This is a genomic window from Pantoea sp. X-Soil-YNGN-775 (assembly GCF_059730575.1).
Map to the genome: position 1 here is coordinate 3,586,608 of NZ_AP035945.1, position 18,549 is coordinate 3,605,156.

Sequence of the window (18,549 nt, forward strand, 5' to 3'; positions counted from 1 at the left end):
TTTATCAGAGGCCGAGCGCGTTACGGTGCGCTTCCATCAGGTCGGTGCCGTCCACGATGTGGATCATGTTCACGAGGTCAATCTCGTAAACCACTTCGTTGTTAATGGTCAGCTTGGCGTAGCTGTTGGTCGCGGACACCTTGGTGGTGCTTGAATCGCCGGTCTTCCACTCGCCGGAATCCAGCTCTTTGTAGCGGCCGCGCGTGACCAGCTCGACCGCCTGCACTTCGCCGGTGTCGTCGCGCTGGATAGAGCCGGTAAAGCGCAGCTGCACGCCGTCCACAGTGGCGGTGCCCAGCTGCTTGAACAGCAGCGCCTCGGTGCCGCCTACAGTGAATTCCGTATCCAGCGCGCCGTCGTCCAGGCCCATGTCGATGTCTACTGCACCGGCCATGCCGCCGCCGCGGTACTTCTCAAACTTGCGGGTGACTTTCGGCAGCGTGATGGACTCAACCAGCCCCTGCCAGTTGTTGCCTGCGTTAAATACGTTCAGGTGCTTGAGCTTGCGGGGTAATGCCATGTTTCAGTCTCCTTATGCACTCACGCGGCTGCTGAAATCGACCAGGTACTGGTCGGTGATGCGCTGGCGCAGCAGCAGGTTTTCCAGCGGTGGCACCGGCGTGTAGTCGTAGTCGATGGTCAGCTTGCCCGCCTTCAGCGTGTCCTTGTCGTTCACGCTTTCATCCAGCCAGCAGTCCGCCCCGATGAGGTAGCCCTGATTAACCAGGCTGCGCAGCTTCGCGCGGATGCTCTCGATGATGTCGCGGGCCAGCGACGGGTTCAGCGGGCCGTCAACGGACCACATCTGCGCCTCGGCCATGGTGTCCATCAGCACCTGCGCGGTGCGGGTGTAACACTCAAACGGAAACAGCGCGTCGTCGCTCAGGCAGCGGGAACCCCAGAAGCGGAAGCCGTCTTTGCGGATCAGCGTGGTGACGTCGTTCTGGTTCAGCAGGCCCGCGTCCGTTGCCGGATCCTGCAGGTCCCAGAATACGTCTTTGGAAATGCCGGTGACGCCGTTCACCCCGACGTTTGAGAGGGACTTGTGCCAGCCGGTCTGCTCGTCGATTTTGGCGCGCAGTCCGAGCGCGCGGGCGGTGGCGTAGGCCGTCGCGTCCGCTTTCAGCACGGTGTCAAAATTGATGAAGTCAGGCCAGATAAGCATCCCTTCACGCTGGCTGAAGTTGGCGCGGTAGGCGATGGCCTCCTCTGCGCTTTTGCAGCCGTAGGCTGACAGGTAGGCAAAGCCGCGCAGGCTCTGCGCCACGCTCAGCAGCTCGGTCGCAACGGCCTGCGTGTCATGTCCCGGTACGCCAAGAATGCGCGGCTTGACGCCACAGACGGCCTGCGCGGCCAGCAGCGCCTTCATCCCGGTGCGCTGGCCGTCGGTCACGCCGCCGATGATGTTAGCGGTGGTTTCCGCCTCGGTTTCGCCCTGCGGCACGCGCACAACGACGGTAACGGGTTTGGACTGGTCGGCGATAGCATCCAGCGAGCGGGCCAGCGTGCCGGATTCTCCCGCTTTGCCGCTGGCGGTTAATACGTCGGTCAGCAGCACCGGGCGGTTAAGCGGAAAGGTGGCCGCGTCGGCGTCGTCGCCGGTACAGACAAGCCCCACAATCGCGGTGCTGACGGTGGTGATGCTTCGCGTGCCTTCGTTGATTTCCTCAACGCGCACGCCGTGATGATAATCCTGTGCCATAGGGCGGTTCTCCTGTAAAAGATGAACGCCATATTGAAATAATAAAGGCCTTAATTCATGATGTCTTAATTGTGTAAGGAATGGCACAAGGGCTGAGTAAAAAAGCCCTCGAAGTTCAATTCGCGTAATTAGGAATTAATGAGAAATGACGATGAACAATGGCTCCCAAGAAAGAAAAGCTGAAGATCTTAAAGAATTTAAGGTGATTGCAAATATAATTATGGTCTCGCTACTGCTTTCATTTTCATTGTTTTATATGAATGATGGCGAAGCTTTTAAAAAAAGCAATAAAGAGCTAATAATACTTCTTGAAACCGGATCGGCTACGTTTGCAATTATAGCGTTTACTCTCGACAGGTTTAAGTTGACAGAGAAGCTATGTATTCCTGTCAGATGGGCGTTGAATATGGCGACACTTGCCTTTTTCTTGATAACAGTACCTCATCTTTTTGTTTCCAGTATAAATGATGCTCCCCCAAATTCCACAGCGTCTTATTTAATCATTCTTCTATCCTTTCTTGTTTTATGTGCGATAATCTTTTACGCAATATCTTTATTTATAGAAAAGCCTGGTATTTTGGCTTTTTTTGGCTCGTTAGGTTTAACTGCCATTATCTTCTCAATTGTAATTTTTAGCGAAAGGCTCGGGGTGACGCAAAAAATAAGTGATGCAAGCCAGTGGGTACTTGAGGTGTTAGGGCTGAGCTTTTAATTATTTTAAAGAATTTTTGTCTTTTTGGAAAGTTGTTGCAAATGAAAATATAAAGCAGGCCATCCGGCCTGCTTTTACATAGATGGTTTTTCTGGCCAGTTTACCATTGGGGCATTTATAATATCTGTTGCCTGTAATCTCTGAATGTATTTCATCCATCTGAGTAGTATGGATTTGTCTTCGTCCGTAACGATGCCGAGCAGCAGCTGCGTCTGCCATGCTTGGGTAACGCTGTTCGCCTCGCTGATGAGCGCAGATTTCTGCCTGGCTGCGCTCTTTACATCGGCAGCCTGCTGCGCATCCGCATCAGTTACCCACTTTTCCTCGTCCCACTTATCCCAGGCTGTTGCAGGCGCAAGCGGCGTTGTATCTGCCGGATAGTCGCCCAACTCTGATATTACGATTGCCGAACCATCAGCAACGGAGTAGACCGTTTCGCCGCGATGGTCCGGCACGCTATGCCAGCTCCCGTCTCGGTACACGGCAACGCTGCCCGCCTGTGCGTCAGGCGGCGCAGTCAGGCAGGCATAAGCGGGCAGCCCGACGCCCTGTGGCAGAAACTCATCGCTGGAGCCGATAAATTCTCCGTTTTCCGCATCAAAATTATATATCTTCAGCGTGCCGGCCGATTTTGCCAGGCCATTTTTATCAAGCGTTACCTTAGCCATTATGCAGCCCTCACGATGTAGTTAAATGCCACGTTACGCGGGCGCGCTGAAATCCAGACATTACCGTCGCTACCGTATGCATTATTCATTGACGTGCCGTTAACGCCGTTATCTCTCTGAGTGGCTCCGTCAATGTTTGTGTTATTTGGTGCCCTGAATGAGCCGGAAGGCGGTGTCAGGGTTCGGGTTACAGAATCTGCGTTTGAGTACGGAATGCCGATACCGACACTAGTGCCCTCGTTTTCTCGGCCGAGAAAGTCCATCGTACCTGTGCGCAGATAAGTTGAATCCTGCGCACTCAGAATAGCGCGCGCTGCATCTGCGCCTCTCCCGTCATCCCAGCCCCTGATGAATTCTCCGCGCAGATCGGGCAGCTTAAGCGCCGGATAAGCCAGCGCCAGTTTGGGGTATAGCGTGCCGCTGAAACTGGCCCCGTTACTTTTCAGAAAGACCATGCCAGACATTGAGGTAAACAGTTCATTCGGCATTTTTGCGTGAGGCCAGGGGAACGGCGAACCGATAACGGGCGCGCCTTCGCCTAAACCAAGGTTTTTGAGAACCTCAGCAATCAGGCCTGCGTCCCTGATTTCTGCCAGCGCATTCGCTGTCTGCATGTACTGGTCATGCGGGTTTTCAGCCGCCAGATGATCCGCCATCAGCTTATCGGCGTACTGGCGGACCGTCAGGATACTGTCATCCACATATTTCCGCGTTGCCAGCACCACAGACGGATCAATCTTCAGGGTGATGGCGTCGGTGCTGTTAACAATCAGGATCATGCGCACGGTCTGCGTCCGGCCGCTGCCTTCCTGCAGCGCGGGCTTATAAGTTTCCGGCGTGTTGCAGACCGCAATCAGCGTCCCGTCTGCGTCAAACAGGCCCATCTCCCTGATCCAGAAACCGCCCTCATTCTCCGGGATCACCTGTTCGGCAATCACCTGGCTGGCGTTGGCCGGGTCAACGCTCAGCATATTGATGGCAGCCCGGCGCACCTCGTTTACCAGCTTTGTCTGGCTGGCGTTCGGCGTGGGCAGCGTGCCGCCGCCGTCGCCCACGGCCATCTGCGTGATGTTCAGCTTTGTGCCGAGCGCGGCGGCGTTGGCAATTTTGGCCGCGCCGAGGTTGGTCACGATTGCATAAAATTTTTGTGTCATTGTCCCACTTCCATCAGGTCGATAACGTGAACCGCCGCGCCCGCATACGTCGGGCCGCTGACGGAAAGAATTTCCGGGGTGTACGGGTAAATCGAGAGATCGTCACCGTCATAGCTCGCGGCGGCAATGCGCGTTTCACCGCTTACCTGCAGGTTGATGGACATGCCCAGCAGGTGACGGCTGCAGGGTTTAGCGTCACTGATGAGCCGTTCCAGCTCGTGATAGGTTTCTTCCGTAATGCCCTGGTCCTGCACGCCGATATCCAGACGAAACGTGCCGGGCGCTTCCCCGGTTTTCCACCACTCAATAACGCGGATCAGGAACCCGAATGGCTCCACCACGCGCCGGATAGCGCTGATGGTGCCCTTGTGCTGATGGATATAAAACGCATCGAGCACTACCTGCCGCTTGATGCTTTCCGCCCAGCCTTCGTCCCATCGGTCCACCGAAAACGCCCAGGCCAGATACGGCAGAAAGCTGACCGGGCAGGTTGCCGGGTTCCACAGGTCGCGCAGCGGCACGTTCAGACCGGTAATGCCGCTGCAGGCTTCCGCCAGGCGGCGCTCCAGCGCGGACGAGCCGGACGGCATCAGGCTGCTGTTGCTCATGTCAGCACCTCGTCAGCCGCCACCGAAATGTCCGTGCCGGTGCAGTTGCCCGCTGCCGTGCGGTCCAGGATGATGTCCGCCGCCGGTTCGATCATCTCCACCCAGTCCACGCCGGGCACGCGCAGCACCGCCCCGTAGGACTCGCGGCGCACGCTGCGGCCCAGCTTTTTCTGCTCGATGAGGTAAGCGGCCAGCTGCGCGTTTGCCGCCTCAAGACAGGGGCTGGCCGCCACGCCATCAAACAGGTGCAGCTTTGCCTTCACGCTGTAGTCTTGAATGGTCGCGCCCTGCACAGTCACGCGGTCCGCTACGGGCCGCACGCTTTCGGCGTTCAGTGCGGTGTTCACTGTAGCCAGCAAATCCGCCGGCGCTTCGCCGTTGCCTTCGCGGCTCAGGACGGTGATCAGCACGCTGGCCGGTGACGGACTGGTTGCCGATACGTCCTGGACGCGGCCGTCCGCGCTCTTTGCGTGAAACTCATAGGCCGCCGTCGGCCCGGCCACGCTCAGCCCCTCAAACGCCTCCGGCACGCGCACCCGCAGGGCATCGTCGGTTTCCATCACGGCATCGACCGGCGGCACCGCGTCAGGGTCAGCCGGGGTCACGGTCAGGCGCTGCACGTTATGGTTTGCGGCCAGCTGGTCCAGATCGCTGCCGAGCGCGTAGGCCACCATGACCGCCTGAGCCGCTTCGTTGATGCGCTGGCGCAGCAGGATTTCCCGGTAAGTGTTTTCCTGCAGCGTCTTCACTATCGGATCGGACTCCAGCGCCAGCACGCGGCGCACCGCCGCCTGCTCCTCCGCCGGGTAGAGCGCGATCAGCGCCTCTTTGCGCTCGGCCAGCATGGTTTCAAAGTCCGGCACCTCAATCACTTCAGGCGCGGGCAGCTGGGAAAGGTCAATTACTGCCACTGTTCACCCCCGTTGAAACAGACATGGCAACCGGCGAGCCATCATCCCGCTGGCAGGTCAGTTCAACCACTATTGAGCCGTCAAAGGCGCTGGTAATGTTGACGGTGTTCAGCCTGATGCGCGGCTCCCAGCGGCTGAGCGCGGTATACACCGCCGCCATCACCTGCAGGCGGATCACGTCGTTTTGTGGCTGGTCAATCAGCACCGACAGCAGCGAGCCGTATTCCCGGCGCTGCAGTCGGCTGCCTTCCGGCGTCATCAGGATGTCGCGCACGCTCTGGCGGATATGGTCGATGTCGGTGATCGCCTCGCCGGTGTCGCGGTTCATGCCGAGATACATCATTGCGGACCTCCTGACATATCGCTGCCGGACTTCACGCCGCCGTGCTGATGGGTATGCACCACGACGCCGTTTGAACTCATGCCGCCGCCGCCCTGCGTCACCGCGCCGTTCATCACGGTTTCGCTGTTGATCCGGGTCTGGTCAGCGTCCACGCCAAACTGCTCAGTGATGAGCTGAATCCCGTCTGCCGCCTCAATCCGCACACTTTTGATGTTCTTTATCAGCAGCTGGCCGGTTTCCGGCTCGTACTGAAACCAGCCGCCGTCCTGAAACACGGTTGTCGCGCCGTTTTCTGAATAGTCCGGCGGCGGGAAGGCGTCGGAATAGACGGCGGGCAGCGCAAATGCGGTTTCGAGGTTGCCGCCCAGGCTCAGCAGTACAACCTGCTCGCCAACGGTGGGTTTCCACCATGTGCGGGTGCTGCCGGCGCGCGTGGTGAGCCAGTTAATCCAGTTGGTTTCGATGTCGCCCGTTTTCACCCGGCACAGCCAGTTCACCGGGTCTACCTCGGACACGGTGCCGGTGCGGATCAGGTTGGTAATAAGACGCATGATTTCGGTCAGTTGTGTTTTCATGCTTTTAATTTAAACGCTATGTTCGTATATTTATCTTCCCCTAGCTTGTGGCAAGCACCACACAATGATGCCTAAAAAAGGCTTTACAGGTAAAAATGCTAAACGTAAATGAAGGAAGCGTAGAAGAAGTCAGTTTTGCTAATGTGGAAGGCTCAAATGACGCAGCCGGCAATACAGCCGAACTATTTCAGCAATGTGAATATAAAAAAAAGCAGCAAGAGAGAATTGCATCTTATAAAACTGGCGGAATGGATATGGCGGGCAACACCATTACGAAAGTGTATTCGCGTGGAGATGAATATGTTATATATGAAATAGCTAACCACCCACCCCATGAGTCCATGCGTGTTATTATTGATTCCACAATAGAAGAGGACTTGACAAAAATACATTTATTTCAAGACTGTAAGGTCTATTTTGATGAGTTCATTTCTACTTGCTACAAATATAATTGCTCATCTATTTATAAAAAGCGTGCCGCGACAATTTTATCCTCAGTTATTCTGGGTCGAGTAAATCTAAGTAGCAATCCCTTTCAGACGATTATAACTGAAATAGAATCTGACTATAATAATACGATGTTTGGCCGAAATATTTATCAGTTAGGTGCCATTACACTTTCACTGATTACTATTGTTGCCAGCATTATTGCATATCTATGCCGCGAATCTGAGTTTTCAAAGCAAAACCATTTTCTGACTATTGTTTTTTATGTTGCTGCTTTTGCTTCAATGGGTGGGTTTATATCTGTTTCTCTTAAAATTAAGAGTCTACACACCGATAGAGAATTGAATTGGTGGAATTACTTTTTCTACGGAGCGGAAAGGATTTTATTTTCTATTATTGCTGGTGTTTTGGTTTTTTTTATGTTTAAAGGCAATATGATTTTCGGCTTCCTCAATACCAACAGTGATATATCTTTTTCACTATATGTTATATGTGCACTGTCAGGGTTTAGTGAAACCTTAATACCCAATGCGCTTAGGAATTTAGAATCTAAGTCGGATCAGCAGGCTTGATAGGGTATAAATGGGTAAGCATGCAATGCTTACCCTGATAATTGACCGGTTTGAATCCCATGCTCGTTATGCGAGCATCACCAAGTACATTAGTGCTTGTCGAAATTTAATCCTTTCACAATAATCTCAGAGATTATCTCTTTAGATATATCATTAATCCCTATTAACATTCTTTTCGGATATTTTATTTTATATCCAATTCTATTTATCCGATCTCTTAGACCATAGTGATGTACCAGCGCCAGTCTTTGCACTGAAGGCGCAAACGCAACCTCAGCCTGCTCGCCGTTCGCGTTCGCCTTGAGGTATTTTGCGGTTTTGAGCTTCGCGAACATTTTGCGCCGTATCCGGCCCGGCTTCGTGCGGGCCGTGGCGCGTCGGGGTTCCCATGCGGTGCCGTCCGGGGCGCGCTGCGCCGTGATGTTCGCCTGCTGAATGCGGCGCACGTCGCGCGCGACCTCGCGCAGCATCCTTGTCCTGGCCGACGGTTCAAGCTGCGCCAGTAGCGCATCCAGCCAGGCGTCAACCTCATGCAACTCAGCCATGGCGCGCCGTCCAGAACTCGTCCGGCACGTCCGGCTCCGGTATGGCCTCAATCGTCATTTTCCCGTCTACCTCCCGCGCCAGCACCCGCTCGGTCAGCTTCAGGTTTATGCTGATGTCGCAGCGGTCATTGCCGAGGATGTCGGCCTCAAAGGTGAAGAGCTTTTCCCGCTCGCCGGGGTTCTGCAGGGCGTCCGGCTGATTTTCCCGCAGCCAGAACATTACCGGGGCCATCAGCAGGTTCTGGTCGCCGGTAAAGTCGGTAATCACCACGTTCAGGGTGTAGCGGTATTCCCATGAGATCGACGCGGCGGACGTGGCGACCAATGCGCCGTTATCCACGAACAGGTGCAGCCGGTCGGGATTGTCCGCCACGTAAGGGACCGATTTATTCAGGGCGCTTCGCAAGGACTGCGGCTTGTTCATAGTCTTTTTCCTGACAGCTGATAATGGTATCGACCTTGTCCGCGCACGCCGCCCAGGCGGCCTCGGTTTCATCCAGCAGGGCGTTCAGGTCGCCGTTACTTCGCGGCGCGGCCGGGTCCAGCTGGCAGCGGGTGATTTTGGGACAGCCACTCACGGTAAGATTCACCTCCGGCGAGGGCCGGTCGCTGGCGCAGCCGGACAACAGGATCAGGCAGAGGGGAATCAGCCCAGCGGCGCAGGTCTTCATTTTCACGTTTAAGCTCCTCAATGGTGCGTTGCCGGTCGCGCAGCAGCCTGCCGTTTTGCTCGGCGGCGGCATAAAGCTGCGTCTGCGCCTGGCTGTTCGTCTGCGTAAGAATGTTCAGGGCAATCAGCTGGCCGTTCTTCTGCGACAGCTTTTTGCCCTGGTCCGCAATCGCCGCCTGCTGCGTGCTGATGGTGTGGTGCGCATTGCTGAGCCGCCATGACTGCACGCCGAGCGCGGCCAGCATGAGAAGGGCAAGCGCTGCTGCCAGCAGCACCCGTTTCATGCGCCCGCTCCCCTGAGACACCACGCCATTTCACGCTGGCGGCGGTTATCCAGTCCCTGATTAAACACGCCTTTGACGTACACCCAGCGCGGCAGCTGTCCGCAGGCCTCACGCCATCGCCCCTGTTTCAGCAGCGCCACCATGGTTGATCCGCAGGCGTTGCCGGTGCCGACGTTGAACGCCAGCGACACCAGCGCGTCATAAACCTGCTGCGGCATTGATACCGCCACGCAGCGCGCCAGTGCCGCCTCGACGCGTAACACGTTGGTGATGAAGTTGCCCGCCGCCTGCCGCTCGGTGATGGTTTTCCCCGGCACCACGCCGCGCGTGTTGCCGATCCCGTCGGTCCAGACGCCAGCGCTGCACTGGTACGGCTGCAGGCGGCAGCCCTCATAATCCGCGATGAGCTTCAGCCCCCCCACGGAGGTGTGCAGCTGCTGAAAGCCGGGCAGCGTGGCGGCGAGAGCCAGCACCACGCCCACGGCGCAGCGCTTAACGGTTTGCAGATTCATATTCCTCCCGCGTGATGCGCCCGCTTGCCAGCAGCAGGTAGGTTTTGTGCTTGTAGTACCAGCTGATGAGCGCCATCAGCAGGCCGATGAAGACACCGGCCACGGTAGAAACGTCCTTCAGATCCAGGCCACCCAGCCACGCCATCACTACCGCCACGCACCAGGTGATAAAGGTGCTGATTTTTTCCCACATAGTTCAGTCCCAAAGCTGGACGGCCTGCACGGTTGCCGTCGTTGTCACGTCCGGCAGCTCCACTTCCAGCCCGTGCGGCAGGATGGGGCCATGCTCAGACAGCCCCGGATTAGCCCGTATAACCTGCTCGGTCATGCCCTGCGTGCGCCCGTAGTGACGCCAGCAGATCGCGTCCACCGTGTCGTACTGCTGCGCACGCACTTTCATCAGATAAGCTCCACGGTGCTGTGCGGCAGGTTCTGCACGCGGCTGATGGCCCAGCGCGCATCCCGCCACAGGTCGCCGGTCGTGTCGGCCAGCTCCTCGCCGCGCTTCGCCGCAGCGGCGGTCGCGTCAAAGTCCTGGTAGCGCTCGTTAAGCACCGCACGGGTCCAGCACCACACCGCGTTAAAGTAGTGATGCAGGCGCACGCTCTCACCGGCCAGCTTTTCCGCCGGCACGTCGGCCAGGGTGTTAAACCCGCGCAGCTCCTGTCGCTCGCGCCATGAATAAAGCTCAGTATTGACCTCCGCCATCGCGGTGAGCACCACCTGCTTTAAGCGCTCCGGCGTCACGGTGCCGTCTACGCGCATTGCGGCTCTGAACTTCGCCAGATCGACGTCCGGCCAGAACGAGTTGTTGGGGATAATTTCCGGCGTTCCCGTCGCCTTTTGCGGCGCTACAAATTCCATAGCCTTGATACTCCTGAAAAGGTTGGGCGGTGGACGGGGTTTTGATAAGGCTCAGCCTGTCGCCACCCCGTGCCGCCCCGCGCGTGGGCACGTCCGGTTATCAGCTGGCGTTGCGGATTTTCCGCTCCAGCTGCTCAATGTCTTTTTTCACGCCGCAGCGCTCGTCGAGCTGCAGCGCCTGCTTAAGGTGATTCAGGGCCATCACGGGCTGGCTGCCGGTGAGCACGTAGCCGATAGACTTGTGCAGGCGGGCGCGCGACTGGTCCGGCATATCCAGCCCGTCGGTTGCCTCCAGCGTCTGCATCAGCAGGGCAGGATCAAAGTCGCTTTCTGCCATCAGGGCATTTTTAGCGGCGTCGGCCATCTCTTCGGCCAGCAGGGTCTGCACGTTGCGGTTAAACCCCTGCGGCATAGACCAGCCGTGCTTAAGGGCATGGCGGCCAACGGCCAGCGCCCCGGCATAATCCCCGGCGTCAATGCGCCACAGCATCACGTACATCAGCACGTCATCCTGCTGCGCGCCGTCGGCGGCCAGCACGCCGTCTACCCATGCGGCATATTTCGGCAGCACTTCCACCTTGATTTCGGCTTTTTTGACGTTGGACTGAATGCCCTTGAGGCGGCGGCGGTCTTCACCCAGCTGCATCAGCATCAGCTCGTAGCCGTTCGCGTGCCGGGCAGAGCCGCCCGTGCGGGCGGCCTGCTCAGCCTGAACGCGCAGGCGGTGCTGCCGTGCGGGACTCAGGCTCATGGTTTACGCTCCGGCACCGGCATCAGCGGGCGCGCTATAGTCGCCGATGGTGATGTTTTCGATCAGCGCGGCGCAGCGGTAATCCTCCACCACGTACGCCTCGTTAACCGACTCGTAGTTCTCGATGCGGTCGCGCTTCGGATTGTCGATAACCGAGCGGCGGCGGGTGTCCTCCTGCCAGTAAATCGACAGGTTATCCAGACGGGTGATCAGCAGGGCATTAGCCGGGAAGTACGGCGCGCGCACCGCCTGCAGGCCGCCCATACGTTTCTGGCTGATGATGAGATCGGCGGCAAGCTTTTCGGTATTGGCCTGCTCGTTGTTGACCAGCGGGAAATACTTGTCAGACAGCAGCTCGCGCCCGCAGATAACCACCATTTCGTCATCGTCCTGGAAGATGGGATCGATAAGCTCGTTAACCGCATCCATGACCAGCGCGTCCAGGTTGAGATATGCGCCGCCTTTGCCGACCTTCACCGATCCGGCGGTGGTTTCGCCGTCTTTGGTGGTGCTGCCCATCACGTTGTCCGGGGCGTCTTCGCGCAGCTTCTGCAGCCAGCCTTTGTTGACGTCCTGCAGCAGCGGGTTCTCTGCGCGGTTAGAGGTTTTGGCGCGCTTCACGCCGTTGAAGCCGATCATGATGCGGTCCAGCGCCTGGCGCTTCACGATGGCGTCGCGGATGCGGGTCTGGAAGTCCTGAAACTTCGCCCACATGTCCAGCTTCGCGTAGGTAATGGCCGTGTCGAAGTTGGTCTGCTCGCACTTGTACTCGGTGTCGGTCATCGCCGTTGGATCGGTCGGCTCGCGGTCCTTAGAGCTGGTATCGGTAGTGCCCGCGATGGTGCTGCCGACGCCGAGGCCCAGCAGCTGGCCGGACTGTTCGGATACGGCGATAACGTTAACCAGCGTCAGAAACGCGGTGCTCTGCTGGATGGTGTCCTCCAGCGTCTGCGCCACGGACGGCTCCACGCTGAACTTGCTGGAAAGCTCCGCAATCTCCACGGAATAGATGCGCGCCAGCTGGCTCAGGTAGGCGTTAAAGGCAAAACGGGTCTGTTTTTTCATGGGGTGTACTGCTCCTTAGCAGTTGGTCAGGTGAGCGGCCGGCGCATCGCCGCCCGGTGCGCGCTGGCGGTAGTCGGGGCGGCTGTCTGCGCGCTCCAGCTGCCCTTTGAGTTCGTTAAAGGCTTCCTTCTGCGCCGACAGATCATCCAGCTGCGACTGCAGGCTGCTTTCCAGCTGGCTCAGGCGCTCGGCCTGCTCGCTCAGCGTTCTATCGGTGCGGGTGCCATAGTTCTGCTGCTCGCTGGCAATCAGCTCGACCGCCTGATGCACGTCGCTGAAACGGTCGTCATCGGTCTGCTTTTGTTTGGCAAACATCGCCTTGATGCGGGTAAACAGGGCGGGCTTTTCCTCCGGCACGTCTTCCAGCTCGATCTCGGTTTCGGTGGCGGCGGTAAAGAGGTTGTCCGGGTGCTGCTTGCGGTTTGCCAGCGGGTTCTTTTCCGCCGACGCGCTGAACGCCAGCATTTCGGTGCCGAGGCTCGCCGGATCGTCAGTGACAGCTAGGCCAACAAGATATGGTGCATCGGTGTCGGCAAACTTCAGGCTGACCTCCATTGAGGTAAACAGCTTCTGCATTTTGCCGGTCATATCGATCAGGTCATCAGACGGGGTAATCGTGGCGAACAGACCGAGCTTGCCCTTAAGCATCCCGTCCTGGACCTCTTCAGTGTCCAGCGCATCCACAACGCCGAAACGACGGAACGGGCTGTCAGGCGTATAGCCCTTGATATGCTCCATGTTGATGACGGCGGTATACACAGCCGGGTCGTAATTTGCCGCCATCTGCTCAAGCCAGCTGCGCTCGATGTTGCGCCCGTCTGTGGTGGCACCTTCCACCCCGATGCGGAAACGCTTCGCTTTCTTTGCCATTGTTCAGGCTCCGGTTAGAAAAACTCTGTGAGGCCTTATGTTTGCGGCGGGAGGGGTATCGAAACAACGCGGGGCCATTGTGCGGAAAACCACACAATGAGGGGCGGCGGAAAAGGGACCGCAGGGGCCGTATTTTGGGGCCATGACAACGACACTCGCCCCCGAAGACCTCGATCCCCGCAGGCAGGCCTTGCTCCTGTACTTTCAGGGATACCGTATCGCCCGCATTGCTGAAATGCTGGGAGAGAAACCCGCAACCGTTCACAGCTGGAAGAAGCGCGACAAGTGGGGCGACTACGGCCCGCTTGACCAGATGCAGCTCACCACCGCCGCGCGCTACTGTCAGCTGGTCATGAAGGAGACGAAAGAAGGGAAGGACTACAAGGAAATTGACCTGCTGGCGCGCCAGTCCGAGCGCCACGCCCGCATCGGCAAGTTCAGCAACGGCGGGAACGAGGCGGACCTTAACCCGAAGGTGGCAAACCGAAACAGCGGCCCACGCAAGCCACCGGAAAAGAACGTATTCAGCGACGAGCAGATCGAAAAGCTGCAGGAGATTTTCCACGGCTCAATGTTCGGCTATCAGCGCCAGTGGTGGGATGCGGGCAACAAGCACCGCATCCGCAACGTGCTTAAATCCCGTCAGATCGGCGCGACGTTTTATTTTGCCCGCGAGGCGCTGATCGATGCCCTGACCACCGGGCGCAACCAGATTTTTCTCTCAGCCAGCAAGGCGCAGGCGCACGTCTTCAAGCAGTACATCATGGAGTTCGCCAAAGAGGTGGATGTAGAGCTGAAAGGCGACCCGATGACGCTCAGCAACGGCGCATGCCTGTACTTCCTCGGCACCAACGCCCGCACCGCGCAGAGCTATCACGGCAATCTCTACCTGGATGAATATTTCTGGATCCCGAAGTTTCAGGAGCTGCGCAAGGTGGCGTCCGGCATGGCCCTGCACAAGAAATGGAGGCAGACCTACTTTTCCACCCCGTCCAGCCTGACGCACAGCGCCTATCCGTTCTGGTCCGGCGCGCTCTTCAACCGTGGGCGCGCTAAGGCGGACCGCGTGGACATCGACCTGACCCACGGCAACCTGTCGCCGGGCCGCTTCTGCGATGATGGCCAGTTCCGCCAGATTGTCACGGTTGAGGACGCCGTGCGCGGCGGCTGTAACCTGTTCGACCTCGACCAGCTGCGCCTGGAGTACAGCCCGCCGGAATATCAGAACCTGCTGATGTGCGAATTCGTGGACGACCTGGCGTCCGTGTTCCCGCTGCAGCTGCTGCAGAAGTGCATGGTAGACAGCTGGGAAGTCTGGAACGACTTCGAGGCGCTGGCGCTGCGCCCGTTCGGCTGGCGCGAGGTCTGGATCGGTTATGACCCGGCGAAGGGCACGCAGAATGGTGACAGCGCCGGGTGCGTGGTTATCGCGCCGCCCGCCGTGCCGGGCGGTAAGTTCCGCATTCTGGAGCGCCACCAGTGGCGCGGTATGGACTTCCGCGCGCAGGCCGAGTCCATCAAAAAGCTCACGCAGCAATATAACGTCACCTATATCGGCATCGACTCCACCGGCGTCGGCCTCGGCGTCTATGAAAACGTGAAAATGTTTTTCCCGGCGGTGAAAGAGTTCGTCTACAACCCGAACGTGAAAAACGCCCTGGTGCTGAAGGCGTTCGACATCATCAGCAGCGGCCGCCTGGAGTTCGATGCCGGGCACCTCGACATCGCACAGTCATTTATGGCAATCCGCCGCGCCACCACGGCCAGCGGCAACCGACCGACCTACGAAGCCAGCCGCAGCGAAGAGGCAAGCCACGCCGATCTCGCCTGGGCGACGATGCACGCGCTGGCAAACGAACCGCTGCAGGGCGAATCCGCCCACAGCCGCAACATTATGGAGATTTACTGATGAGCAAACGCAGGAACCGCACGCGCACCCAGCCCGTGCAGCAGCAGATGACCGGCGGCGCGGCGGCAGAGGCTTTTACCTTCGGCGACCCGGTGCCGGTACTGGACCGCCGCGAGCTGCTCGACTACGTGGAGTGCGTCATTAACGATCGCTGGTATGAACCGCCGGTGAGTTTTGACGGGCTGGCGCGCACGTTCCGCGCGGCCGTGCATCACAGCTCGCCGCTCAACGTAAAGCGCAACATTCTGACCAGCTCGTTTATCCCGCACCCGCTGCTGAGCCAGCAGGCATTCAGCCGGTTTGTGCAGGACTATCTGGTATTCGGCAATGCCTATCTGGAGAAGCGTACCAACCGCCTCGGCGGGGTGATTGGGCTCGAGCCTGCCCTGGCGAAGTTTACGCGGCGCGGAACCGATCTCGATACCTACTGGTTTGTGCAATACGGCCTGAGCACGCAGCCTTATCAGTTCACCCCAGGCAACGTCTTTCACCTGATGGAGCCGGATCTTAATCAGGAGGTGTACGGCCTGCCGGAATATCTTTCGGCCATCCCGTCTACGCTGCTGAACGAGTCGGCGACGCTGTTCCGCCGCAAGTATTATCTTAACGGCAGCCACGCGGGTTACATCATGTACGTTACTGACCCCGCGCAGAATCAGGAAGATGTGGACGCCATGCGCAAAGCTATGAAAAGCACGAAAGGCCCTGGCAACTTCCGCAACCTGTTTATGTACTCGCCGAGCGGTAAAAAGGACGGTATCCAGATCATTCCACTGTCAGAGGTAGCGGCAAAGGATGAGTTTCTGAACATCAAGAACGTGAGCCGGGATGACATGCTGGCCGCGCACCGGGTGCCGCCGCAGATGATGGGCATTATCCCGAACAACACCGGCGGTTTCGGTGACGTGGAGAAAGCCAGCCGCGTGTTCGTACGCAATGAACTGATGCCGCTGCAAAAACGCTTCGAAGAGCTGAACGCCTGGCTGGGTGAAGAGGTGATCCGGTTCAATCCTTACGTGCTAGACGCTGAACAATAGAAACAAAAAAGCCCAGATTAACTGGGCTTTTTCTTTTAACGGCGCTGACGTTTTGCTTTTCTATTCGACATCGGCTTTTTCTCACGATTATTATCTACTTTTTCATGGGTATCCATATCAAACCAAGATGCATGAGACACTTCACTTAGCGGAAAAATAACGCTTGTGTCATTGTCCCCTAAGTTGTTGTAGTCGTTAGAAAATAAAACGCGCAGATTATCCTTATCTCTGTAACCAGACATGATCGGCTCAATTGAGATTTCTAAATTTGGCCCCTGTTTTTCGTTAGGTTCGCTAATCATGTTTACAGTTCCTACATAAACCTTGCGACTCTTAAGGCTAACCAAAACAGGTGACTCTGAAATAGCTGAGTCGAAAAAAAGTTGTCCTAGCGTTCCCTCTGCAAGAAGTTCTTCAAGTGCAGACAGGCGTATAACTTGCTTGTAATAAGCAATTTGCGTTTTGTCGCGTCCAAATTGATTCAAAGTAAGAGCGGCAAGATATAATCTTAGCCTTGCAAACTGCACCCATATCACAGCAACCCCAACCATCGTAACGGACATGAGCACTAACCACGGAGTCAGATGGTTATCTTTTGCTGCCTGAGCAGAATCGATTTCAAGCGCCAGCTCAATCATGTGTGTCAGCCATGATATGACACCTAGATCAGGCAGCCACCACTTGATAGCAGCAGAAAGGAGTAAAGATATCAAAAGGCACCATATGCCATAAGTGGCCACCTTCATATAAAGAAGCTGGCCATCATATCTATGCAAACGGTAGTAGGTGCTGATTCTGTAGGGGGAGGAAATTAAAATTTGCCCACTTACCAGTAATGGGATTATGAGCAATGCAAACATTTCTTATTCGCCATCATCCTTGTTTCCAGCTGCTACTTCAGGTGCATCTTGAGCAACAATCCGCTTCGCTGCCTGTCTGTAACGAGACGCTTTTTTACGACTCACACTACGAACGACCAAACCACCTCGACCAACAACGCTAATGTCTTCAACACCAGACTCGCGAAGACGCTCAGCCATTTCTTGGCCGCCAGTCACGTAGTTCTTCAGGCCAAACATTCTCATCATTAATTCTGACATACTAACCTCCTAGAACCTTCCCGCCTGAGCAAGAGAAGTTTACCTCGCTAGCTCAAGAGGTACTGCCCACAAGGGGCCGCGAAGACTACCACCTTTCTGAATTTGCCTCAAGAAATTGGCTGTCTTACTACTTTTATAGACTGTTTCTTATGCAAGTGGTTCCTTCAACCGTCTGTTAACTTAAGCTGCAACCTCATTTTTTATCAAGTTGCAAACCTGCTCGAGCCGATAAATTTTATCGCTGATGGCTTCAATCCACTACTATAGCGCGCGCTCGTACCCCCGCCACGCCTGCCCGCTTTATGTAGTGGTTTTCATGCAGGTGCATGGCATAAGCAAAAGCCCGGCATTACTGGCGGGCCGGGGCACAAACGATCCTCTCGGGATCATGCGAATTCATGCGGCATAGTCATGCAGTGACGGACAACATTAAAACAGGGGCAACTGGTCATCAGGCTCTGACTCTGGCACTTCAACTTTTCGCCTGGTGAAATCCATGGCAAGCAGAAGAGCCTCCCGGTAAGTCAGGGGAAACTGCCGGCCAAAAATAAACGCATTTTCGAAAGTCTGCCCTAGCCAGAAACCGCCGCCACACTCGCGCGACCGTTGAAACATAACCCATCCACCTGAACGGAAATATGGGAGGGTTTCACCACGGTAAACAACCTGAAATTCAGAGTCTCGTCCCCCCATAACCTAACGCCTCGCTCGCTCGTTGTTCAACCCTGCCGCCGTCAAAATCAAGCTTTTGACGTCTGCACGGTTATCAGTGTAGCCAGCTGTCATCTTCCCAGACGTTCTGAAGCAGATCATTTAGCCGCCGCCTGTCCTCGTCGAGTTTAAAGCCAGGCATTTCTATTCTTGTGTGGCTTCCTTGCCGTACCCGCACTACTGCTTCGGGGTAAAGCGCCACTACGCGCCTGTTTATCTCGTCATGAAAAGCTTCAATCACTGACTGGCTTAGTTTTTGATTTTTATCAAGCATAATTTCAACGCGCATAGTCTCCCCCCTAATTATTCAGATACTTGTATAGATCGTGAATATTCGTGGCTTCTTACCTTACGCATCAGCTCATCAGTCAGCTCTGAAACCCACTGAATCGCGAGCTGTTTCTCATCTTCACTGCAATCACTTGCCGCAACAAGTTTCATAAATAAATCAATACGCTGGAGCTTCATTGACTCCAAAAAATAGTCTCGCATAATCCCTCCGCACAATGAACAACTGGTTATGCATACAGTATATTACG

General features: G+C 56.4%; 27 protein-coding genes. 4 read left to right on the forward strand and 23 right to left on the reverse strand.

Translation table 11 applies throughout. From position 1 onward, the window contains the following. Positions 1 to 4 precede the first annotated feature (4 nt). Positions 5 to 520: a phage major tail tube protein gene (locus AC6I8I_RS16675; RefSeq protein ID WP_033752530.1), complete on the reverse strand. Its 516-nt coding sequence runs from the start codon at positions 518 to 520 to the stop codon at positions 5 to 7. A 12-nt stretch (positions 521 to 532) separates the two neighbouring features. Beyond that, positions 533 to 1,702, reverse strand: coding sequence for a phage tail sheath protein (locus tag AC6I8I_RS16680; RefSeq protein ID WP_497828094.1), 1,170 nt, complete (start codon positions 1,700 to 1,702; stop codon positions 533 to 535). Positions 1,703 to 1,847: 145 nt separating this feature from the next. Here AC6I8I_RS16680 and AC6I8I_RS16685 point away from each other — a divergent pair, with 145 nt between their 5' ends. After that, positions 1,848 to 2,414: a hypothetical protein gene (locus tag AC6I8I_RS16685; RefSeq protein ID WP_497828095.1), complete on the forward strand. Its 567-nt coding sequence runs from the start codon at positions 1,848 to 1,850 to the stop codon at positions 2,412 to 2,414. Between the two features lie 74 nt (positions 2,415 to 2,488). Here AC6I8I_RS16685 and AC6I8I_RS16690 read toward each other — a convergent pair whose 3' ends face one another. The 6 genes from AC6I8I_RS16690 to AC6I8I_RS16715 are packed head-to-tail and all read right to left on the reverse strand — an operon-like array spanning position 2,489 to position 6,673. After that, complete coding sequence (locus tag AC6I8I_RS16690; RefSeq protein WP_497828096.1) at positions 2,489 to 3,082, reverse strand: tail fiber assembly protein; 594 nt, start codon at positions 3,080 to 3,082, stop codon at positions 2,489 to 2,491. Then, the gene (locus tag AC6I8I_RS16695) at positions 3,082 to 4,236 is read right to left on the reverse strand and encodes a phage tail protein (RefSeq protein WP_497828097.1); all 1,155 of its coding nucleotides are present in this window, start codon (positions 4,234 to 4,236) and stop codon (positions 3,082 to 3,084) included. Before AC6I8I_RS16695 ends, AC6I8I_RS16690 begins: the two co-directional genes overlap by 1 nt. Beyond that, complete coding sequence (locus AC6I8I_RS16700; protein ID WP_497828098.1) at positions 4,233 to 4,844, reverse strand: phage tail protein I; 612 nt, start codon at positions 4,842 to 4,844, stop codon at positions 4,233 to 4,235. The genes AC6I8I_RS16695 and AC6I8I_RS16700 overlap by 4 nt, the downstream gene beginning before the upstream one ends. Beyond that, a complete protein-coding gene (locus tag AC6I8I_RS16705; protein WP_497828099.1) occupies positions 4,841 to 5,755 on the reverse strand; it encodes a baseplate J/gp47 family protein in 915 nt (304 codons plus the stop codon). The genes AC6I8I_RS16700 and AC6I8I_RS16705 overlap by 4 nt, the downstream gene beginning before the upstream one ends. Next, positions 5,742 to 6,098 (reverse strand): GPW/gp25 family protein, encoded by a 357-nt coding sequence (locus AC6I8I_RS16710; RefSeq protein WP_497828100.1) that lies wholly within the window; start codon positions 6,096 to 6,098, stop codon positions 5,742 to 5,744. The genes AC6I8I_RS16705 and AC6I8I_RS16710 overlap by 14 nt, the downstream gene beginning before the upstream one ends. Beyond that, positions 6,095 to 6,673, reverse strand: coding sequence for a phage baseplate assembly protein V (locus AC6I8I_RS16715; protein WP_497828101.1), 579 nt, complete (start codon positions 6,671 to 6,673; stop codon positions 6,095 to 6,097). Before AC6I8I_RS16715 ends, AC6I8I_RS16710 begins: the two co-directional genes overlap by 4 nt. Before the next feature lie 95 nt (positions 6,674 to 6,768). Between AC6I8I_RS16715 and AC6I8I_RS16720 the strand changes: the two genes are divergently transcribed. Beyond that, positions 6,769 to 7,692: a hypothetical protein gene (locus tag AC6I8I_RS16720; protein ID WP_497828102.1), complete on the forward strand. Its 924-nt coding sequence runs from the start codon at positions 6,769 to 6,771 to the stop codon at positions 7,690 to 7,692. An 89-nt stretch (positions 7,693 to 7,781) separates the two neighbouring features. Here the strand turns inward: AC6I8I_RS16720 and AC6I8I_RS16725 are convergent, their stop codons facing one another. The 11 genes from AC6I8I_RS16725 to AC6I8I_RS16775 all read right to left on the reverse strand — a co-directional run bounded on the left by AC6I8I_RS16725 (position 7,782) and on the right by AC6I8I_RS16775 (position 13,253). Beyond that, positions 7,782 to 8,237, reverse strand: a complete 456-nt coding sequence (locus AC6I8I_RS16725) for a phage virion morphogenesis protein (protein ID WP_497828103.1) — start codon at positions 8,235 to 8,237, stop codon at positions 7,782 to 7,784. Beyond that, positions 8,230 to 8,661, reverse strand: a complete 432-nt coding sequence (locus AC6I8I_RS16730; RefSeq protein WP_497828104.1) for a phage tail protein — start codon at positions 8,659 to 8,661, stop codon at positions 8,230 to 8,232. The genes AC6I8I_RS16725 and AC6I8I_RS16730 overlap by 8 nt, the downstream gene beginning before the upstream one ends. Beyond that, positions 8,624 to 8,863, reverse strand: a complete 240-nt coding sequence (lysC, locus tag AC6I8I_RS16735) for an Rz1-like lysis system protein LysC (RefSeq protein ID WP_497828105.1) — start codon at positions 8,861 to 8,863, stop codon at positions 8,624 to 8,626. The genes AC6I8I_RS16730 and lysC overlap by 38 nt, the downstream gene beginning before the upstream one ends. Continuing rightward, on the reverse strand, positions 8,757 to 9,191 hold the full coding sequence (gene lysB, locus AC6I8I_RS16740; RefSeq protein WP_497828106.1) for an Rz-like lysis system protein LysB: 435 nt from the start codon (positions 9,189 to 9,191) through the stop codon (positions 8,757 to 8,759). Before lysB ends, lysC begins: the two co-directional genes overlap by 107 nt. Further along, positions 9,188 to 9,703, reverse strand: a complete 516-nt coding sequence (locus AC6I8I_RS16745) for a lysozyme (protein WP_497828107.1) — start codon at positions 9,701 to 9,703, stop codon at positions 9,188 to 9,190. The genes lysB and AC6I8I_RS16745 overlap by 4 nt, the downstream gene beginning before the upstream one ends. Next, positions 9,684 to 9,896 carry a phage holin family protein gene (locus AC6I8I_RS16750; protein WP_225322636.1) on the reverse strand — a complete coding sequence of 71 codons (213 nt, stop codon included), beginning with the start codon at positions 9,894 to 9,896 and terminating at the stop codon, positions 9,684 to 9,686. The genes AC6I8I_RS16745 and AC6I8I_RS16750 overlap by 20 nt, the downstream gene beginning before the upstream one ends. A 3-nt stretch (positions 9,897 to 9,899) precedes the next feature. Then, the gene (locus tag AC6I8I_RS16755) at positions 9,900 to 10,103 is read right to left on the reverse strand and encodes a tail protein X (RefSeq protein ID WP_103794608.1); all 204 of its coding nucleotides are present in this window, start codon (positions 10,101 to 10,103) and stop codon (positions 9,900 to 9,902) included. Then, the gene (locus AC6I8I_RS16760; RefSeq protein ID WP_069728924.1) at positions 10,103 to 10,567 is read right to left on the reverse strand and encodes a head completion/stabilization protein; all 465 of its coding nucleotides are present in this window, start codon (positions 10,565 to 10,567) and stop codon (positions 10,103 to 10,105) included. Before AC6I8I_RS16760 ends, AC6I8I_RS16755 begins: the two co-directional genes overlap by 1 nt. A 100-nt stretch (positions 10,568 to 10,667) precedes the next feature. Further along, the gene (locus AC6I8I_RS16765) at positions 10,668 to 11,318 is read right to left on the reverse strand and encodes a phage terminase small subunit (RefSeq protein ID WP_496177952.1); all 651 of its coding nucleotides are present in this window, start codon (positions 11,316 to 11,318) and stop codon (positions 10,668 to 10,670) included. A gap of 3 nt (positions 11,319 to 11,321) precedes the next feature. Further along, positions 11,322 to 12,383 carry a phage major capsid protein, P2 family gene (locus AC6I8I_RS16770; protein ID WP_497828108.1) on the reverse strand — a complete coding sequence of 354 codons (1,062 nt, stop codon included), beginning with the start codon at positions 12,381 to 12,383 and terminating at the stop codon, positions 11,322 to 11,324. A 15-nt stretch (positions 12,384 to 12,398) separates the two neighbouring features. Beyond that, on the reverse strand, positions 12,399 to 13,253 hold the full coding sequence (locus AC6I8I_RS16775; RefSeq protein WP_497828109.1) for a GPO family capsid scaffolding protein: 855 nt from the start codon (positions 13,251 to 13,253) through the stop codon (positions 12,399 to 12,401). A 142-nt stretch (positions 13,254 to 13,395) separates the two neighbouring features. Here AC6I8I_RS16775 and AC6I8I_RS16780 point away from each other — a divergent pair, with 142 nt between their 5' ends. Further along, positions 13,396 to 15,162 (forward strand): terminase ATPase subunit family protein, encoded by a 1,767-nt coding sequence (locus tag AC6I8I_RS16780; protein WP_497828110.1) that lies wholly within the window; start codon positions 13,396 to 13,398, stop codon positions 15,160 to 15,162. Continuing rightward, on the forward strand, positions 15,162 to 16,199 hold the full coding sequence (locus AC6I8I_RS16785; RefSeq protein ID WP_497828111.1) for a phage portal protein: 1,038 nt from the start codon (positions 15,162 to 15,164) through the stop codon (positions 16,197 to 16,199). Before AC6I8I_RS16780 ends, AC6I8I_RS16785 begins: the two co-directional genes overlap by 1 nt. A gap of 35 nt (positions 16,200 to 16,234) precedes the next feature. On the opposite strand, the gene AC6I8I_RS16790 is transcribed toward AC6I8I_RS16785, so the two are convergent. The 4 genes from AC6I8I_RS16790 to AC6I8I_RS16805 all read right to left on the reverse strand — a co-directional run bounded on the left by AC6I8I_RS16790 (position 16,235) and on the right by AC6I8I_RS16805 (position 18,502). Then, positions 16,235 to 17,059 (reverse strand): hypothetical protein, encoded by an 825-nt coding sequence (locus AC6I8I_RS16790; RefSeq protein ID WP_497828112.1) that lies wholly within the window; start codon positions 17,057 to 17,059, stop codon positions 16,235 to 16,237. Between the two features lie 3 nt (positions 17,060 to 17,062). After that, on the reverse strand, positions 17,063 to 17,299 hold the full coding sequence (locus AC6I8I_RS16795) for a hypothetical protein (RefSeq protein ID WP_497828113.1): 237 nt from the start codon (positions 17,297 to 17,299) through the stop codon (positions 17,063 to 17,065). Positions 17,300 to 18,065: 766 nt separating this feature from the next. Next, positions 18,066 to 18,299 (reverse strand): DinI-like family protein, encoded by a 234-nt coding sequence (locus AC6I8I_RS16800; RefSeq protein ID WP_497828114.1) that lies wholly within the window; start codon positions 18,297 to 18,299, stop codon positions 18,066 to 18,068. A gap of 14 nt (positions 18,300 to 18,313) precedes the next feature. Continuing rightward, positions 18,314 to 18,502 carry a hypothetical protein gene (locus AC6I8I_RS16805; RefSeq protein ID WP_033755241.1) on the reverse strand — a complete coding sequence of 63 codons (189 nt, stop codon included), beginning with the start codon at positions 18,500 to 18,502 and terminating at the stop codon, positions 18,314 to 18,316. Between the last annotated feature and the right edge of the window lie 47 nt (positions 18,503 to 18,549).

Excerpts from the sequence above, each read along its gene's own strand:
- AC6I8I_RS16695 (WP_497828097.1), bottom strand. The coding sequence starts at position 4,236 with ATGACACAAAAATTTTATGCAATCGTGACCAACCTCGGCGCGGCCAAA.
- AC6I8I_RS16685 (WP_497828095.1), top strand. The coding sequence starts at position 1,848 with ATGACGATGAACAATGGCTCCCAAGAAAGAAAAGCTGAAGATCTTAAA.
- AC6I8I_RS16800 (WP_497828114.1), bottom strand. The coding sequence starts at position 18,299 with ATGCGCGTTGAAATTATGCTTGATAAAAATCAAAAACTAAGCCAGTCA.
- AC6I8I_RS16675 (WP_033752530.1), bottom strand. The coding sequence starts at position 520 with ATGGCATTACCCCGCAAGCTCAAGCACCTGAACGTATTTAACGCAGGC.
- AC6I8I_RS16765 (WP_496177952.1), bottom strand. The coding sequence starts at position 11,318 with ATGAGCCTGAGTCCCGCACGGCAGCACCGCCTGCGCGTTCAGGCTGAG.
- AC6I8I_RS16755 (WP_103794608.1), bottom strand. The coding sequence starts at position 10,103 with ATGAAAGTGCGTGCGCAGCAGTACGACACGGTGGACGCGATCTGCTGG.
- AC6I8I_RS16680 (WP_497828094.1), bottom strand. The coding sequence starts at position 1,702 with ATGGCACAGGATTATCATCACGGCGTGCGCGTTGAGGAAATCAACGAA.
- AC6I8I_RS16795 (WP_497828113.1), bottom strand. The coding sequence starts at position 17,299 with ATGTCAGAATTAATGATGAGAATGTTTGGCCTGAAGAACTACGTGACT.
- AC6I8I_RS16780 (WP_497828110.1), top strand. The coding sequence starts at position 13,396 with ATGACAACGACACTCGCCCCCGAAGACCTCGATCCCCGCAGGCAGGCC.
- AC6I8I_RS16805 (WP_033755241.1), bottom strand. The coding sequence starts at position 18,502 with ATGCGAGACTATTTTTTGGAGTCAATGAAGCTCCAGCGTATTGATTTA.
- AC6I8I_RS16790 (WP_497828112.1), bottom strand. The coding sequence starts at position 17,059 with ATGTTTGCATTGCTCATAATCCCATTACTGGTAAGTGGGCAAATTTTA.
- AC6I8I_RS16730 (WP_497828104.1), bottom strand. The coding sequence starts at position 8,661 with ATGAACAAGCCGCAGTCCTTGCGAAGCGCCCTGAATAAATCGGTCCCT.
- AC6I8I_RS16770 (WP_497828108.1), bottom strand. The coding sequence starts at position 12,383 with ATGAAAAAACAGACCCGTTTTGCCTTTAACGCCTACCTGAGCCAGCTG.
- AC6I8I_RS16785 (WP_497828111.1), top strand. The coding sequence starts at position 15,162 with ATGAGCAAACGCAGGAACCGCACGCGCACCCAGCCCGTGCAGCAGCAG.
- AC6I8I_RS16775 (WP_497828109.1), bottom strand. The coding sequence starts at position 13,253 with ATGGCAAAGAAAGCGAAGCGTTTCCGCATCGGGGTGGAAGGTGCCACC.
- AC6I8I_RS16710 (WP_497828100.1), bottom strand. The coding sequence starts at position 6,098 with ATGATGTATCTCGGCATGAACCGCGACACCGGCGAGGCGATCACCGAC.
- AC6I8I_RS16715 (WP_497828101.1), bottom strand. The coding sequence starts at position 6,673 with ATGAAAACACAACTGACCGAAATCATGCGTCTTATTACCAACCTGATC.
- AC6I8I_RS16700 (WP_497828098.1), bottom strand. The coding sequence starts at position 4,844 with ATGAGCAACAGCAGCCTGATGCCGTCCGGCTCGTCCGCGCTGGAGCGC.
- AC6I8I_RS16745 (WP_497828107.1), bottom strand. The coding sequence starts at position 9,703 with ATGAATCTGCAAACCGTTAAGCGCTGCGCCGTGGGCGTGGTGCTGGCT.
- AC6I8I_RS16750 (WP_225322636.1), bottom strand. The coding sequence starts at position 9,896 with ATGTGGGAAAAAATCAGCACCTTTATCACCTGGTGCGTGGCGGTAGTG.
- AC6I8I_RS16690 (WP_497828096.1), bottom strand. The coding sequence starts at position 3,082 with ATGGCTAAGGTAACGCTTGATAAAAATGGCCTGGCAAAATCGGCCGGC.
- lysB (WP_497828106.1), bottom strand. The coding sequence starts at position 9,191 with ATGAAACGGGTGCTGCTGGCAGCAGCGCTTGCCCTTCTCATGCTGGCC.
- AC6I8I_RS16725 (WP_497828103.1), bottom strand. The coding sequence starts at position 8,237 with ATGGCTGAGTTGCATGAGGTTGACGCCTGGCTGGATGCGCTACTGGCG.
- AC6I8I_RS16760 (WP_069728924.1), bottom strand. The coding sequence starts at position 10,567 with ATGGAATTTGTAGCGCCGCAAAAGGCGACGGGAACGCCGGAAATTATC.
- AC6I8I_RS16720 (WP_497828102.1), top strand. The coding sequence starts at position 6,769 with ATGCTAAACGTAAATGAAGGAAGCGTAGAAGAAGTCAGTTTTGCTAAT.